Raw genomic sequence first — 17,051 nt, forward strand, 5'->3', positions numbered from 1 at the left:
TATTTCTAATATTCAGATAGCATAGTAGAGAATGTTTCTTCTTGCTCTAGAGCTTTTCCAGTACCAATAGCAACACATGCTAAAGGATCATCTGCTATAAAAACTGGCAATCCAGTTTCTTTTGAGAATCTTTTATCAATATTTTTTAATAAAGCTCCACCGCCTGTTAACGTTAAACCCATATCTACTAAATCAGCTGACAATTCAGGAGGGGTATTTTCCAGAGCATCTTTTATCCCATTTACCATTTCTTTTAAAATATCATTTAAAGCTTCCGCTGTATCTTCTTCAGTAATATTTACTTCTTTAGGTGTTCCTGATCTTAAATCTCTACCTTTAACAGCATAAGTATTGCTGTTCGATGGTATAGCAGTACCAATTTCTTTTTTTATTTTTTCAGCAGTACTATCTCCAATCATTAAATTATATTCTTTTCTCATATAATTAACTAATGCTGTATCCATTGCATCTCCAGCAACTCTTAAAGATCTAGAATAAACAAGACCACCTAGTGACATAACGGCTATCTCCGTAGTACCTCCACCTATATCAACAACCATTGATCCTGTTGCTTCTGAGATTGGAAGACCTGCACCAATTGCTGCAGCAATAGGTTCTTCAATTAACTGAACTCTTCTGGCCCCCGCCGCTAACGCACTATCTTGAATGGCTTTTCTTTCAACAGGTGTTGACCCTGTTGGAACGCAAATTAAAATTCTTGGGTTTGCAAAAGTTTTATTTTTGTGAACTTTTTTTATAAAATGTTTAATCATTTCCTCAGTAACTATAAAGTCTGCAATCACTCCATCTCTTAAAGGTCTAATAGCACTAATGTTGCCAGGTGTTCTTCCAAGCATCGTTTTTGCTTCGTCACCTACAGCTAATACAGTTTTTTTTCCATTATTATCAGCAATGGCTACTACAGAGGGTTCATTTAAAACTACTCCTTGCCCTTTTAAAACAACAAGTGTGTTGGCAGTTCCAAGATCAATCGCCATATCTTGACTCCAAATACTACTTAAATTTTTAAACCAATTAGCCATCTTAGTTATATACCTTTCACTTTTTGAGTTTCATGCTCCATTGGAGCAGTTTTTTTTCTTTTAATAATCATTTTATTTAAAGCACTTAAATAAGCATTAGCTGATGCTACTAATGTGTCAGTATCCGCAGCTTGTCCAACTGCAGTCTTTCCTTCTTCTTCAATTCTAACACTTACTGTAGCTTGTGCATCAGTTCCTTCAGTAACTGCATGAACTTGATACAATAACAATTTTACATCATGAGGATATAATACTTTGATGCATTTAAAAATAGCATCTACAGGTCCATCTCCTGTTTCAGATGTTTTTTTAACTTCTCCATAAACATCTAGTGTCATTTCTGCTTTTTGAGGTTCACCTGTTCCTGCAAAAACTTTCAATGATTTTAAATTAATCATATATTTATCTAAAACCAAACTATCATCAACTAGTGCTGCAATATCATCATCATAAACATGTTTTTTCTTATCAGCTAAAATCTTAAATTTTCCAAAAGCTGTTTGAATTACATCATCAGTTACATCTGCATAACCAAGATCATTTAATTTTTCTTTAAATGCATGTCGTCCTGAATGTTTTCCCATAACAAGAGATGTTTTCTTAACCCCCACACTCTCTGGTGTCATAATTTCATAAGTTTCTCTATTTTTAAGCATTCCATCTTGATGAATACCTGCTTCGTGTGCAAAAGCATTTTTTCCTACAATTGCCTTATTAAATTGAACTGGAAACGTTGCATTAGAGACAACTTTTGAAGCTTTGCTTAATAATTCAGTTTTAATTCCTGTTGTAAAAGGCATTAAATCATTTCTTGTTCTTATCGCCATTACAATTTCTTCAAGTGCAGCATTACCTGCTCTTTCTCCAATACCATTTATAGTGCACTCTACTTGTCTTGCACCAGCCTGAACTCCAGCCAAAGAATTTGCAACAGCTAATCCTAAATCGTTATGACAGTGAACAGATAAAATAGCTTTATCTATATTTGGAACTTTGTTTTTTAAAGTTGTAATTATTTTTGTAAATTCAGCTGGAATTGTATAACCAACAGTATCTGGAATATTTATTGTTTTAGCGCCACAACTGATTGCAAGCTCAACTGACTTACACATATAATCCATATCTGTTCTTGTGCCATCCTCGCATGACCATTCAACATCATCTGTTAAATTTCTTGCATAAGTTACACTTTCTTTAATTGCATCTAAAACTTGTTCTGGTGATTTATTCAACTTGTGCTTCATGTGTAATGGACTTGTTGAAATAAAAGTATGAATTCTAAATCTAGGGGAAGCTTTTAATGCTTCATGACATACATCTATATCTTTTTTACTTGCTCTTGATAATCCACAGGGAATAGAATTTTTTAGAATTTTACTTATCGCAGTTACCGCCTCAAAGTCACCAGGGGATGCAATTGGAAAACCAGCTTCAATTACATCTATACCTAATTCATCAAAAATTCTTGCAATTTGAATTTTTTCTTCAAGACTCATTGATGCACCAGGTGACTGCTCACCATCTCGCATCGTAGTATCAAATATAAAAATTTTATCTTTGTCGCTCATAACCAATAATTTTAGAAAATCTATAATACAATCTATAATAGAGATTGCAAAATAAATGTTATATTTTGTTTATAATTTATGATCGATTTAGGTTTTTAGTAAAAATTAACTCTTATCACTATCTATTAATTTTTTCTTACCAATCCAAGGCATCATGGCTCTAAGTTCTGCACCAACTTTTTCAATTGGATGATCCGCAAGATCTTTTCTCATTTTTAAAAAGTTCTTTTGGCCACCTTCACACTCTTTCATCCAGTCTTTTGTGAACTTACCAGATTGAATATCAGCTAGAACTTCCTTCATTCTTTTCTTGCTCTCACTATCAACAACCTTTTTACCAGATACATACTCTCCATACTCTGCTGTATTGGAAATTGAGTAATTCATATTAGCAATTCCTCCTTCGTAAATTAAGTCTACTATCAACTTTACTTCATGTAGACATTCAAAGTATGCCATTTCTGGTTCATAGCCAGCTTCAGTTAGGGTTTCAAAGCCATTTTTAATTAGCTCAACTAATCCACCACATAAAACTGATTGTTCACCAAATAAATCTGTTTCACACTCATCTTTAAAGGTAGTTTCAATAATACCAGATTTCCCCCCACCTATTGCTGAGGCATATGATAATGCGAGGTCTCTTGCTTTACCTGTTCCATCTTGATGAACTGCAAATAAACATGGAACTCCACCACCTCTTTCAAACTCACTTCTAACCAAGTGACCCGGTCCTTTTGGAGCAACCATAAATACATCTAAATCTTTTCTAGCATCAATCAGCTTGTAATGAATATTTAATCCATGAGCGAAAGCTAAACTTGTTCCTTGTTTGATTCTTTGCTCAATATGATTTTTATAAATTGAAGCTTGCAATTCATCAGGTGTTAAGATCATTGCAACTTCTGCCCATTCAGCAGCATCTGACATATTCATAACTCTTAATCCTTTTGACTCAGCTTTTGCTTTACTTGCTGATCCATCCCTAAGCGCTACAACAACTTCTTTGGCTCCACTATCTTTTAAATTTAGTGCATGTGCATGACCTTGGCTTCCATAACCAAAAATTGCTATTTTTTTACTTTTAATTAAATCTACATCTGCATCTTTTTCATAAAACATTTTCATTTTTTTTCTCCTATTGGTAATTAATTTAAAATTTCTGCACCTCTAGTCATTGCTACCGCTCCCGTTCTTGAGGCACTGACAAGACCAAGTGGTTTTAAATTCTTTATCATACTATCTATTTCTCTTCTTAAAGCTGTTATTTGAATTACAGCAGATTTATTTGTCTGATCTAATATAACTGGATTATACTTTTTACAAGCATTTAAAGCTTTCTTAATTTTGATAGAATTTGCAACAATTTTTAATAGTGCCATTTCTTTAAATATCACTTTTTTATCTTCTCTTTTAAAATTAACAACATTATGCACTGGAACTAATTTTTTAAGCTGCAATACAATTTGTTCTATAACTTGTGGTGTCCCTGTTGTGACAATAGTAATTCTAGAAAGATTTTTTTTATGGTCAATTTCAGCAACTGCTAAAGATTCAATATTATATCCTCTACCTGAAAATAGCCCTACCACTCTTGATAAAACACTTGCTTCGTTATCAACCCATACAACAATAATGTGTGTATCAATTTTTCCAGATTTACTCGGTGTGCTATATGCGGATTTAGATTTTACCATTTAAACTAACGCTTTTCCTTTTCCTGTAATTTTATTTGCATCCTGATCCTTTGGACCTAAAAGCATTTGGTTGTGAGGTTTTCCAGATGGGATCATTGGAAAACAATTCTCTCCTTGATCTACAAGACAGTCAAAAATAACAGGTCTATCTGTGTTAATCATTTCTTCAATTTTTTCATCCAATTCACTTGGATCTTTTGCTCTAATACCAACACATCCATAAGCTTCTGCTAATTTAACAAAATCTGGTAGAGCTTTTGAATAACTTTCAGAATAATTTTTTTCGTGTAGTAGCTCCTGCCACTGTCTAACCATTCCCATATATTGGTTATTTAAAATAAATATCTTTATTGGCAAATTATACTGAACTGCTGTTGATATCTCCTGCATATTCATAAGAATTGAGGCTTCACCTGCTATATCTACCACTAGTTTTTTTGGATGAGCTACCTGAACACCAATAGCTGCTGGTAATCCATAACCCATAGTTCCAAGACCCCCAGATGTCATCCATCTATTAGGTTTATCAAATTTATAATGCTGTGCTGCCCACATTTGATGCTGTCCGACTTCAGTTGTAATATAAGTGTCACTGTTTTTTGTTAATTCGTACAATCGTTGAACTGCATACTGAGGTTTAATAATTGTATCGCTGTTCACAAAACTTAAAGATTGTTTAGTCCGCCATTTTTCAATTTGTAACCACCAGTTTGAAATTTTTTGTTTATTAGATTTTTCTAGATTTAATTTTTTCTTTTTTAATGTCTTGGTCGTTGAACTGATTACATCCGATACATCACCAACTATTGATAAATCAACTTTAACTATCTTATTGATTGAGGATGGATCTATATCAATGTGAACCTTTTTTGATTTCGGAGAGAATTCATCTATTTTTCCTGTGATCCTATCATCAAACCTTGCACCAATATTAATTAATAAGTCACAGTCATGCATTGCATTATTAGCTTCATAAGTTCCGTGCATTCCAAGCATTCCTAAAAATTGATTATCATTTCCAGGATAAGCACCTAGGCCTTGTAAAGTTGAGGTTATAGGAAACCCTGTTAAAGAAACTAGTTCTCTTAACAATTCGCTTGCTTTGGGTCCTGAGTTAATTACTCCACCACCAGTATAAAATATTGGTTTTTTAGACTTACTCATTAAATCAATAAGTTGATCTATGTCTTTTTGATTAAATCTATTTAAATTTTTAGTAACAACTTTTTTATCTTTATTTGGTTTTGAGTATTTTGTTTTTGCAAATTGAATATCTTTTGGAATATCAACTAATACTGGTCCTGGTCTTCCTGTTGTTGCAACCACAAAGGCTTCATGCATAATTCTTGGTAAATCATTTATATCTTTAACTAACCAGTTATGTTTGGTGCAAGGTCTTGTAATTCCTGTAGTATCGCATTCTTGAAAAGCATCTGTTCCAATTAAGTGTGTAGGTACTTGTCCTGAAATACAAACTAGAGGAACTGAATCCATATATGCATCGGTTAATGCAGTTACAACATTTGTTGCACCTGGTCCTGAAGTAACCAATACAACACCTGGTTTTCCAGTTGATCTTGCATAACCTTCTGCAGCATGACCCGCTCCTTGTTCATGCCTAACTAAAATATGTTTTATAGTTGGATGATTTTTTAGTTCATCATAGATAGGAAGAACTGCTCCACCTGGATATCCAAAAATATGTTCAACTTTTTGGTCTTCAAGACACTTGAATACTATCTCTGCTCCTGAATATAATTTTGGCATCCAGGCAATCTATCGGACTTTATGTTAATTGGTCAAGTTTAAGAGAAGATTTTTTTAATTTTTTTATATAACCATCTAATTTGATTGAATCAATTTTAATCCACGATGTCATCCTAGTTCTTGCCCAAGTCGCTTGTCTTTTAGCGTATTGTCTTGTTTTAATTGATATTAACTCTTCTGCTTCATCCAAGGTAATTTCGTCATTTAGATACTGTGTCAATTCGGCAATCCCAATTACCTTGTTTACACTCTGATCTTTTTTAATTTTTAGTTTAAGAAATTTTTTAACTTCAGAAATGGCTCCATTATTTAGCATGCTAGAAGTTCTTAAATTAATTTTTTCAACAAGCTTTTCTCTTTTTGTATCAATATGTAGTTTTAAAAAGTCACTATCATTAAATTCAGATTTAGTCTTAGCTAACCAATCATACATAGATATATTTGTATAAGATTTAATCTCATAAGCTCTTATGGATCTTTGAGTATCATTTGGATCAAATTTGTCTTTGATTTTAGGATCAAGTTTTAAAAGTTTTTTATAAAATTTTTTTTGTCCTTCTTTTTTAGACATTAGTCTAACTTTATTTCTAAACTTAAGAGGTATCTCTGGAATTTTAACTAGTCCATTGATTAATGATTGAAAATATAGACCTGTTCCACCAACTAAAATTGGAATTTTTTTCTTTTTTTGAATATTTTCAATTTTTTTAATTGTTAGTTCTAACCATTGTCCAGTTGAAAATTTTTCATTTAAATCAACAAATCCATATAGATGATGTTTAATATTTTTTTGTTCTTGCTTGTTGGGTCTTGCAGTTAATATTTTTAATTTTTTGTAAACCTGCATACTGTCAGCATTGATGATTTCTCCTTCAATTTTTTTTGCAATCTTAACAGCAAAATTTGATTTACCTGATGCAGTCGGTCCTGAAATTAAGATAATTTTGGACTGTTTGTCCATTATTAATCTAGCTTAACACCAATATATCTTCTTTGGTTTTGATTATTGTAAATTACAATCAAAATAGTTTTTTGATTAGATTTTAAAACAGTGCCTACAATATCTTCAAGATCTTTAGTAGATTTTATTTTTTTCTTTTGAGCTTCAACAATAACATCTCCAACATTTAAATAATCTATTGGGCTATTTTTTCCAATATTTGTTATAACTAAACCTGTTGTTTGATTGGGTAATTTTCTTTGCTCAATATCTTCATCATTCAATGGTCTTACAATTATTTTTAAAGATTTAATTTCAGAAATTTCAGGTGTTTCTTCTTTGGTTTCTTTTTTTTCTACTTTAAAATCCTCTGAAGTTTCAAGCCTTCCTAGTTTAATTTTTTTAGTAATCTCTCTTTTATTTCTCCAGATTTTAACATCTACAGTTTTACCAACTTCTGTTTGCGCAACAATTATTGGTAATTCTTTCATCTCTTTAATTTTAGTATTATTAAACTCTAATATAATGTCTCCTGCTTTAATTCCTGCTTTGTCAGATGGGCTATTTTCTGCAACACTAGCAACTAATGCTCCTCTAGGTTCATCTAATTTTTCAACTTCAGCAATTTCTTCAGAAACTACCTGAATTCTAACGCCCAGCCATCCTCTTTTAGTTTCACCAAATTCTATTAATTGATTTACAACTCTTTTTGCATCGTTCGATGGTATTGAAAAACCTATCCCAATAGAGCCACCTTTACCCAAAATTGCTGTGTTAATTCCAATTACATCACCATTCATATCAAATAAAGGTCCGCCTGAGTTTCCTGAGTTTATTGATGCATCAGTTTGAATGTAATCTTCATAACGAGACAGTCCGATTGATCTATTTCTTGCTGATATTATTCCTGCAGTAACCGTTCCTCCTAAGCCAAAGGGATTGCCGATTGCGATAACCCAATCACCAATTCTTGCTTGATCAGAATTTCCAAATTTGACTGGTGTAAATTTTTCTTTTGAGTTTATTTGAAGGACTGCAATATCAGATAAGGGATCAGCACCAACAACCGTCGCTTTATATTCTTTATCACCATCAACTCGAACTAAAATATCTTCTGCATTTTGAATAACATGATTGTTAGTGATTACAATTCCACTCTCTTCTATTATAAATCCTGAACCTAGTGCAGCAGACTTCCTTGTTTGAGGTGTTCCAAATTCTTTGAACATATCTTCAAAAGGTGATCCTGGGGGAAACTGAAAACCAGGAAATGGATTAGAATTTGTAGTAACTGTTGTCGTTGTAGAAATGTTTACAACAGATGGCATTAATTTTTCTGCCAGATCCGCAAATGAAGCTGGTGCGTCTTTTGCAAACCCTTGTGATGCAAAACTTATTGCAAAAAATATAATAAATAATTTTTTAATTCTGTTCATTTTAACTTTTTATATACCAAATAATTATAAAACCTATAACTGCAAAAATTAACCCACCACTTCTTAATTGTGAATCTTTTATCATCTCCATTTTTTTTAACATACTTTTCATTTTTGATGGAAATAAGGCATATAAAATTCCTTCTATAAAAAGAAAAAGTCCAAAAGCTATAATTAGCTCTCTCATTATTTTAGATTAATTTTTAGGTTTTATGTTACCAAAAAATTTAAAGAATTCACTGTCAGGTGATAAAATTAAAGATGTCTGTCCACCAATTAAAGCAGTTTCATAGGCTTGCATCGCTCTGTAGAAAGCAAAAAATTCTGCATCTCTTCCAAAGGCTTCTGCAAAGATCTTATTTCTTTCACCATCACCTTGACCCTTCATGATTTCAGATTCTTTATTAGCATTTGCTAAAATTACAGAAACATCTTTGTCTGCAGTTGAAGTAATTGTAACCGCCATCTCTGCACCTCTTGCTCTAAATTCTTTTGCTTCTCTTTCCCTTTCAGTCTGCATTCTTCTATAAATTGCATCACTGTTTGCTTGTGGAAGGTCCGCTCTTTTAATTCTAACATCTACTATTTTAATTCCAAAACTTTCAGCTTCAGTATTTACACCTTCTTGTATTAAAGCCATTTGTTTAGTTCTGTCTTTTGAAAGTAAAGTTTGTAATTCTTGCTGACCTAGTACATTTCTCAGTCTTGAGTTAATAATTGTTGCTAGTCTTGATCTTGCAACTCTTTCATTGCCAACTGAAATATAAAATTTTAAAGGGTCTACAATTCTAAATCTTGCAAATGCATCAACAATTAAACGTTTTTGATCTGATGCAATAACTTCTTCTGGTGGTGTATCTAAATTTAAAATTCTTGTATCTAGAAAAACTACGTTTTGAATAAAAGGAATTTTAAAATTTAAACCTGGTTTTGTAATAATTCTTTTAGGATCACCAAATTGAAGAACAATCGCTTGGTTTGTCTCTTTAACTATAAACATAGATAGAAACGCTAACGCTCCTACTGCAATAATTATTGGTAATAAAATTTTTTGTACTTTCATTAGTTACTTGCCTTTTTTTTACCTAGCTCTGGTAATGGTAAATACGGCACCACACCTGAACCTGCATTTTTTTCTATAATTACTTTATCAATATCAGCTAAAACTTTTTCCATAGTCTCTAAGTACATTCTTTCTTGAGTAACTTCTTTTGCTTTTGCATACTCTTCATAGATAGATACGAATCTGCTAGCTTCACCTTCTGCTTGAGCAACCACTTGTTGTTTATAAGCTTCAGCTGCTTGCATAATTTTTGCAGCTTCTCCTCTAGCTCTTGGGATCACGTCGTTTGCATAAGCCTCGGCTTCATTTTTTGATCTTTCCATATCCGCTCTTGCAGCTTGCACATCTCTAAAAGAATCAATTACCTGATTAGGTGGGTCTGCTTTTTGCGTTTGTACTTGAGTTACTTGAATACCACTATTGTATTCATCTAATATCTTTTGAATAATTTCTTGTGTTTCAATTTCAATTTTAGCTCTTCCTTCAGTTAAAATTGATTGAATATTACTTTTAGCAACAACTTCTCTCATTGCAGTTTCTGCAGCAGCTTTCACTGTACTTTCTGGGTCTTGGACCTCAAATAAGAATTTTCCTGCATCTTTAATTATCCAGAATACTGAGAAATCGATATTAACAATATTTTCATCCCCTGTTAACATTAAACTTTCTTGAGGGATGTCTGCCACTCCTCCACCTTGTGAAAAGCCACTTTCTCTTTCAGATCTAAAACCAATATCCATTCTATTAACTTTTGTAACTTTTGGTGTTTCAACAGCCTCTACTGGAAAAGGAATATGATAATTTAATCCTGGTTGTGTAGTTTTAATAAACTTACCAAATCTAAGAACAACACCTTGTTCATCTGGAAGTACTCTATATAGGCCACTTGCTAACCATACGAAGGCTAAAATAATTAGAACTAATATAATTGGTTTTCCTCCTGATGAGCTTCCACCAGGTAAAAATTTATTTATTTTACTTTGAATATCTCTAATGATTGCATCTACATCAGGTGGTGTAGGTCCTTTTCCCGAACCATTTCCTCCTCCTGGAGGTGTTCCCCATGGGCTTCCGCCTCTACCTTGAAAATCGTCTGACATATGACAAAGTATATAATGTCTTTCTCACAAAAAACAAGTAATGATAAAAATATGACAGATAAAAAGCCAGAACTAAGTGACGCAATGAAAAAAAAACTAGAACCTAGAAAGTTCACAAAGAACCCAATTTTAGGAACAAAATTTACAATAGCTGTTTCAAGTGCAAAAGGAGGAGTTGGAAAATCAACTTTTGCAACCAACCTTGCTTTAGCCTTAAAACAAATTGGCTGCAAAGTTGGTTTACTTGACGCTGATATTTATGGTCCATCAATTCCAAAGATGTTTGATATTAATGAAAAACCAAAAAGTGATGGTCAAACCTTAACTCCAATTACAAAATATGACATTCAATGTATGTCCATTGGTTTTCTTGCAGACCAGCAAACTCCAATGATTTGGCGTGGACCTATGGTTACTAGCGCAATTAAAACATTTACACAAAAAGTTGGCTGGAAAGATTTAGATTTTATCATTGTTGATATGCCTCCAGGAACTGGAGATACCCAATTAACTTTTTCTCAAGAAATTAAGATGGATGGAGCAATCATTGTCTCAACTCCTCAAGAAGTAGCTCTTCTTGATGTTAAAAGAGGGATTAAAATGTTTGACAAGCTTGGAGTTAAGATTCTAGGTTTAGTTGATAACATGAGCTATTTTACTGGTGATGATGGTAAAAAATATAAAATATTTGGTGAAGGTGGGGTTAAGCGAACTGCTGAAGAATTTGAAAAAGAATTTTTAGGAGAAATTCCAATAAATCCTGAGGTTGGAAAATGTGGAGATGAAGGAAAGCCAATTGTTGAAGCTAATCCTGAACACGAAATTTCTAAAATATATTTAGACTTTGCTAGAAAAATTAAATCAACTTATCTTTAAGATCAAAAGAAACCATAAGTTCATTCCATTCTCTTTTGGATAAGCCTGAACTATCTGGATTAACATCCTCACCTTTAATAAGTTTTTGAATGATAATTTTTCCTTTAGCTGAAACTTCTGTACCCCCTACTCTATAATCCATGAACGCATCATAAGTTATAGGTACCCATTTCTTAACAGTGTCCAACATTATATCGGCATAAACTCTTATTTCATACTGAGCATGACTATCAGCTCTTAATCTTAAAAAATTCATTAAGTTTAATAAATCAGTTTTCCAATACCACTGTGTGTAAGTGTTTAAAGTTAAATTCATTCTTGCAAGTTCTCTAGCTAGTCCTTTTTTATTTTCATCAATAGTTGATCCATCAAATCTTTGATTGAGCATCATCTCGTAATTATCATAAGTTTGTTCAGCATCATTTTTTAAAAGTTCTAAAACTTCTTTTGCTTGTTCACCTTCAATTACATCACCTCTACCTTGTCTGTTGCTTGAAGATTGAGCTGCTAAATTTTCTGCTGATGGCAAATAAAATTCTTTATCTAAAATTGAATATCTTGCAGAGTACTCATTTACATTTGCTGTTCTGTGTCTTATCCATTGTCGAGCAATAAAGATTGGAAGCTTCACATGATATTTAATTTCACACATTTCAAATGGAGTACTATGCCAATGTCTCATTAAATATTTAATTAGACCTGAATCTGTTGAAACTTGTTTGGTTCCTTTTCCATATGAAACTCTAGCTGATTGAACAATTGAAGTGTCATCTCCCATGTAATCAATAACTCTTACAAAACCATGGTCTAATGCTGGCATTGCCTCATACAGAATATTTTCAAGCGCTAGAGCTGTAACTCTTTTTGTTTGATTTTGCTGACTTTGTTGATCTTTGATTTCTTGTGATTGTTCTTTAGTTAATTTCATGATTTTTATTGAATCTCTCTCAAATGCTTTTATAGTAATAGTGTTGGCTTGCCAACTACGACGATAAACGAATTTCGTAATAACCATTACGGACGTGGGGGCAGTACCCACCACCTCCACCATTTACAACTTACGGGGGTGAAATAGGATCGACGGGTGACTAAAGGCTATTCTTTCGTTCGGGATTGCTCCACCGTAACGGGCTAAACTTTAAATGCTGACGAAAGTTACGCAATTGCTGCATAATTAACTTAGGTTAATTATAGAAGCACGGTCTGGGGCACCGGGTAACAGAACGCCCCTATAAATTATTAAGATAATTTAATCAATAAAATTGATTATTTGTAAATAAAAATGAACAAGATTATTTTCAACGAACTGAAATTTAAAACCATTACTAAGCTTATTTCTAATATTGAGAATCCAAATATTCTTGAATTAGGTGTACAAAGTGGTCTCTCAACAAAAAAATTCTTAGAAATATGTGATACAAATAATGGATACCTAACATCAATTGATATCAATGATTGCTCAAGCGTTAGTAAAAACAAACGTTGGAAGTTTATTCATTCTTCGGATGATGATTTTGAGTATATTAAAAAAGAAATAGAAAACAAAAATTTCGATATTCTTTTTATAGATAGTCTTCATGAGCCAAGTCATATTAAAAAAGTTTTTTATTTTTATTTTAATTATTTAAAAAAGGGAGGATTAATTTTCGTTGATGATGTAGTGTGGCTGCCTTACATAAAAAATTCAAACATCGATAATGAATATGTTGAGAGAATTAATAGACTTGTTTTTAAAAAAATAATTGAAATATTCAATGCTAACTCCGAAAATTTAACACTTGATATAAATTTTAGTGGAACTGGTTTGGCTGTTCTTAAAAAAATTGGAGAAAAACTAAATAATGAAAAAAAAATTCCTAATAGATTATTTTCTCTCAAAAATATAATTAAAAATTATATTTATTCTCCCAAACCAAAAAGGTAACTGACTTTTTATATAAAAATATAAAAAAATTTTATAACCTATCTATACCTATGGCTCTAATCATGTTGTTCTGTAGTCCTAGTTTATTTACATCTATTATTTAAATTAACTCTAGGTACCCTACGTCATAACGTTGTTTGCTATTTGTTTTGGATACCTTGAGAGATCATTTAGGGAGATCAACAGACCAACTGACATAATGGCTTGGTCGACTCTATTTTGAGTCGTCTTGTACGTAGATTGTTCGCACAGCTTAACCTAGGATCCTAGACCGCATATGCTTTTAAATAATACTAGGTTTTAGCTATTCACGAAACTTAGTTAAGGGCACCTGGCAACAGAACACCCCTACTAGTTTACAAATTTAGTTAGATCAGGTTTAAAATATTTGGGGCCCTTCATAACTTTTCCAGAATCGTTGTAAATTGGTTTACCATCTTCACCTAACTTACTCATATTTGAGTTTTGTACTTCCTCAAAGCACTTATCAAGATTAATACCGAACGCATGTCCAGCCCCATAAGTTACATACAATATGTCTGTTAAAGCATCTGCAACTTCTAAAAGATCTTTATTTTCCATTGCTTCTTTAAGCTCTTCCAATTCCTCTTTTATTAAATCGTATCTAAGACTATTGATCTTATCAGTGCTAAAAGATGGCTTAGTTTTGACTACTTGACCAAAGGTTTCCATAAAAGTTTTTACTTTGTTAAAATTTGACATTTAGCTCCTGTAAGTTTTTAAAAATTAATATATAAGTATATTAGATTACTAATTATATATTAATCAATGAAATTAAGAAAAGAGTTTGACAGTATTGGAAACATCAATGTACCTAGTGATAAATATTGGGGTGCATCAACTCAAAGGTCTAATAAGTTTTTTAATATTGGAAAAATTTTAGTTAATATTTCTATAATAAAATCTATTGCGATCATTAAAAGATCTGCTGCTTTAGTGCATTATAAAGAAAAGCAAATAAATAAAAAAATTACTAATTCAATAATTAAAGCTTCAGATGAAGTTATTAAAGGAAAACTAGATGAAAATTTTCCTTTAAAGGTTTGGCAAACAGGATCTGGCACACAAACTAATATGAATGTTAATGAGGTAATTGCAAACCGAGCAATTGAAATATTGGGTGGAAAAAAAGGTTCAAAAAAACCAGTTCATCCAAATGATCATGTAAATAAATCTCAATCAACAAATGATGTTTTTCCAACAGCTATGCATATATCTGTTGCTCAGGAGACTATATCAAAACTATTACCTAGTTTAAAAATTTTAGAAAAAGAGTTAGCGAAAAAATCTAAAGAATTTAAAAATATTATTAAAATTGGCAGAACCCATTTACAAGATGCAACACCATTATCACTTGGGCAAGAATTTTCAGGCTACCAGGTACAGCTAAAAAAATGCATTGAAAGAGTAGAGCTTTCACTTAAGGAAATATATTTTTTAGCACAAGGTGGAACGGCTGTTGGGACAGGTATTAACTCTAAAAAAGGTTTTGATAAAAAAATTGTTAAAGAGATTGCTAAATATACAAAAATCCCCTTTAAACCAGCTCCAAATAAATTTGCAGAACTTGCAGCTCACGACTCTATTGTAAATTTTTCAGGTACACTAAATACTTGTGCTGTTGCATTAATGAAAATATCAAATGATGTGAGATTTTTAGGTTCAGGGCCTCGTGCTGGATATGGTGAATTAATATTACCAGAAAATGAACCTGGTTCATCTATTATGCCAGGAAAAGTTAACCCTACTCAATGTGAGGCAGTAACAATGGTTTGTGCCAAAGTAATAGGCAATCATACTGGAATTACAATTGCTGGATCGCACGGGCATTTTGAATTGAACGTATTTAAGCCAATGATTGCTCATAATGTACTTCAATCGATAGATCTTATTGCTGATAGTACTAAAAATTTTGCGATTTATTGTGTTAAAGGAATAAAAGCTAACAAGAAAAGAATTAAAGAGCATCTGGATAATTCTTTAATGCTAGTAACAGCCCTAGCTCCACACATCGGGTATGACAATGCAGCAAAAATTGCAAAGACTGCCTTAAAAAATGGGACAACACTAAAGTATGAAACTCTTAAAACAGGTCTTGTTGATGAGAAAGATTATGAGAAAATAGTAGATCCTAAAAAAATGATTTACCCATCATAAAGGTTAATTAATTCGTTCAGCAACTTTCTGCTTTTTGTTAAATTATTAGAATTAATATCAATAAAACCTTCGGCTATATTGTTAAATTGAGAACTCACATCATTATCGTTTATCTTAATATTATTAAGTTCGATTTGATTACTCAAGAAATCATAAATTATATTTAACTTAATATTTCTAATGTTTTTTCTTGAATTTTTACTGGTGTTTAAAAAAGAGTATAATTTATCAATATCTTTAATGTCTATTGATAAATTAGAACTTAAAAATAACTTATCATTGTCTAAAAATAAATCGCTATTAGAGATTTCCATTAAACCAATGTTATTGTTGATAAATACTGATTTATCAAAGCTGATTTTGCCATTTAAAATTCTTAACTCTATTTTAACTTCATTAAAAATTTCATCTTTTTTAGTAGACTTAATATTTAATAAAGTTTGTACACTAATATTTTCATTAAATAATAAACCTGATTTAATAAATTCATTGATTATAGAGTTTGGTGTAAATAAATTTGAAATTTTATAATCATATAAATTAATTTTTAGATTTAGATCAAATGGATTTATTGCAAGTTGTCCCTTGTAATCTATTTTAGAATTATAAATTCTAGAACCATCTGATTGAAATATTGCTATTTGATCTTTAATATTAAATTTTGTATTAATAGATGAACCTAAAATAGAAATATTACTTATTCCACTACTTAAGTTTTCATCTTTTTTAAAAAAATTATTTATAACTTTTAGTTTAAGATCGGGAGCATTTATCTCAATTTGTTTTCGTAAATTAAGTGCATTTTCATATTTTAGTTTGAAAGGTATATTAAAAATTTCTCCATTTAAATCAAAAAGGTTAAATAAATTTTTTTCATCAAACAATAAAAATGCATTGGAGATTTTTATAATTGAAATTACTTCATTTAAATTGTTCTTAAAAAAAACATTACTATCATTAATTTTAATTTTTTTTTTAGAAAATTTATTTTCACTTTCTTTATAAAGTGGTTTTAAATCATTGCTTAATAAAGAAAAATTTGCTTCTTCAATAACTACTTCGTTTATTCTAATACTATCCTTATTGAAAAAATTATTTTGACTAATAAAAACATTTAATGTTTTAATCTCTGCTAAAGAAGTTTTGCTGTCTCTAATTAAATAATGAGGTTTTGGTAAAATACGATAAGAAAAATCAAATGAATTGCCTAGATTTATATTAAATTCATTACCTAATTCAGTTACAATTTTATTTTGTATCCAATTTTTGTCATATAAAAGGGGTATTGATAAATAAAAAATGTAAATAAATAATACAACTATTGCAGATATTAAATATTTACTAAATTTGCTGACATGAAACTTATCATTTGTTTTATTCTCAACTTTGAATATTGTCTTTTTAATTAAGTTATTAAAATTTTTAACAATTTGTTTCATAAATTACATTGAAAGTTTAACAG

Annotated in this window: 16 protein-coding genes and 1 other RNA gene; 4 read left to right on the plus strand and 13 right to left on the minus strand. The window is 31.2% G+C overall.

Translation table 11 applies throughout. The features are described from left to right. Window positions 1-5 precede the first annotated feature (5 nt). The 10 genes from AC5SLW_RS04835 to hflK all read right to left on the minus strand — a co-directional run bounded on the left by AC5SLW_RS04835 (window position 6) and on the right by hflK (window position 10,611). A complete protein-coding gene (locus tag AC5SLW_RS04835) occupies window positions 6-1,043 on the minus strand; it encodes a rod shape-determining protein (RefSeq protein WP_006997911.1) in 1,038 nt (345 codons plus the stop codon). 5 nt (window positions 1,044-1,048) lie between these two features. After that, on the minus strand, window positions 1,049-2,611 hold the full coding sequence (locus AC5SLW_RS04840) for a 2-isopropylmalate synthase (protein ID WP_494574769.1): 1,563 nt from the start codon (window positions 2,609-2,611) through the stop codon (window positions 1,049-1,051). 105 nt (window positions 2,612-2,716) lie between these two features. Beyond that, window positions 2,717-3,736, minus strand: a complete 1,020-nt coding sequence (gene ilvC, locus AC5SLW_RS04845) for a ketol-acid reductoisomerase (RefSeq protein ID WP_006997909.1) — start codon at window positions 3,734-3,736, stop codon at window positions 2,717-2,719. Between the two features lie 20 nt (window positions 3,737-3,756). Then, window positions 3,757-4,305, minus strand: a complete 549-nt coding sequence (gene ilvN / locus AC5SLW_RS04850; RefSeq protein WP_006997908.1) for an acetolactate synthase small subunit — start codon at window positions 4,303-4,305, stop codon at window positions 3,757-3,759. After that, complete coding sequence (locus AC5SLW_RS04855) at window positions 4,306-6,072, minus strand: acetolactate synthase 3 large subunit (protein WP_494574771.1); 1,767 nt, start codon at window positions 6,070-6,072, stop codon at window positions 4,306-4,308. Between the two features lie 19 nt (window positions 6,073-6,091). Next, window positions 6,092-7,033, minus strand: coding sequence for a tRNA (adenosine(37)-N6)-dimethylallyltransferase MiaA (gene miaA, locus AC5SLW_RS04860; RefSeq protein WP_018414327.1), 942 nt, complete (start codon window positions 7,031-7,033; stop codon window positions 6,092-6,094). A 2-nt stretch (window positions 7,034-7,035) separates the two neighbouring features. After that, window positions 7,036-8,448: a Do family serine endopeptidase gene (locus tag AC5SLW_RS04865; protein WP_018414328.1), complete on the minus strand. Its 1,413-nt coding sequence runs from the start codon at window positions 8,446-8,448 to the stop codon at window positions 7,036-7,038. A gap of 1 nt (window position 8,449) precedes the next feature. Then, complete coding sequence (locus AC5SLW_RS04870) at window positions 8,450-8,635, minus strand: DUF2065 domain-containing protein (RefSeq protein ID WP_271479618.1); 186 nt, start codon at window positions 8,633-8,635, stop codon at window positions 8,450-8,452. A gap of 9 nt (window positions 8,636-8,644) precedes the next feature. Then, complete coding sequence (hflC, locus tag AC5SLW_RS04875; protein WP_011281403.1) at window positions 8,645-9,511, minus strand: protease modulator HflC; 867 nt, start codon at window positions 9,509-9,511, stop codon at window positions 8,645-8,647. Further along, window positions 9,511-10,611: an FtsH protease activity modulator HflK gene (gene hflK / locus AC5SLW_RS04880; RefSeq protein WP_011281404.1), complete on the minus strand. Its 1,101-nt coding sequence runs from the start codon at window positions 10,609-10,611 to the stop codon at window positions 9,511-9,513. The genes hflC and hflK overlap by 1 nt, the downstream gene beginning before the upstream one ends. 51 nt (window positions 10,612-10,662) lie before the next feature. On the opposite strand from hflK, the gene AC5SLW_RS04885 reads away from it, so the two are divergent. After that, window positions 10,663-11,487, plus strand: coding sequence for an Mrp/NBP35 family ATP-binding protein (locus AC5SLW_RS04885; protein ID WP_271492148.1), 825 nt, complete (start codon window positions 10,663-10,665; stop codon window positions 11,485-11,487). Here AC5SLW_RS04885 and thyX read toward each other — a convergent pair. Next, window positions 11,468-12,415 carry an FAD-dependent thymidylate synthase gene (gene thyX, locus AC5SLW_RS04890; RefSeq protein ID WP_494574774.1) on the minus strand — a complete coding sequence of 316 codons (948 nt, stop codon included), beginning with the start codon at window positions 12,413-12,415 and terminating at the stop codon, window positions 11,468-11,470. The two genes, AC5SLW_RS04885 and thyX, sit on opposite strands and share 20 nt — an antisense overlap. A 4-nt stretch (window positions 12,416-12,419) precedes the next feature. On the opposite strand from thyX, the gene ssrA reads away from it, so the two are divergent. After that, window positions 12,420-12,721: a transfer-messenger RNA gene (gene ssrA, locus AC5SLW_RS04895) on the plus strand. Between the two features lie 48 nt (window positions 12,722-12,769). Further along, the gene (locus tag AC5SLW_RS04900) at window positions 12,770-13,411 is read left to right on the plus strand and encodes a class I SAM-dependent methyltransferase (protein ID WP_494574776.1); all 642 of its coding nucleotides are present in this window, start codon (window positions 12,770-12,772) and stop codon (window positions 13,409-13,411) included. A gap of 351 nt (window positions 13,412-13,762) precedes the next feature. Here AC5SLW_RS04900 and AC5SLW_RS04905 read toward each other — a convergent pair whose 3' ends face one another. Continuing rightward, window positions 13,763-14,134 carry a pyrophosphohydrolase domain-containing protein gene (locus AC5SLW_RS04905; protein ID WP_494574778.1) on the minus strand — a complete coding sequence of 124 codons (372 nt, stop codon included), beginning with the start codon at window positions 14,132-14,134 and terminating at the stop codon, window positions 13,763-13,765. A gap of 66 nt (window positions 14,135-14,200) precedes the next feature. On the opposite strand from AC5SLW_RS04905, the gene fumC reads away from it, so the two are divergent. Beyond that, entirely contained in the window at window positions 14,201-15,589 is a 1,389-nt protein-coding gene (gene fumC / locus AC5SLW_RS04910) for a class II fumarate hydratase (protein ID WP_494574780.1), read from the plus strand. On the opposite strand, the gene AC5SLW_RS04915 is transcribed toward fumC, so the two are convergent. Then, window positions 15,577-17,028 (minus strand): hypothetical protein, encoded by a 1,452-nt coding sequence (locus AC5SLW_RS04915; RefSeq protein ID WP_494574782.1) that lies wholly within the window; start codon window positions 17,026-17,028, stop codon window positions 15,577-15,579. The two genes, fumC and AC5SLW_RS04915, sit on opposite strands and share 13 nt — an antisense overlap. Window positions 17,029-17,051 lie beyond the last annotated feature (23 nt).

It is taken from the genome of Candidatus Pelagibacter sp. PS_40 (genome assembly GCF_059417765.1).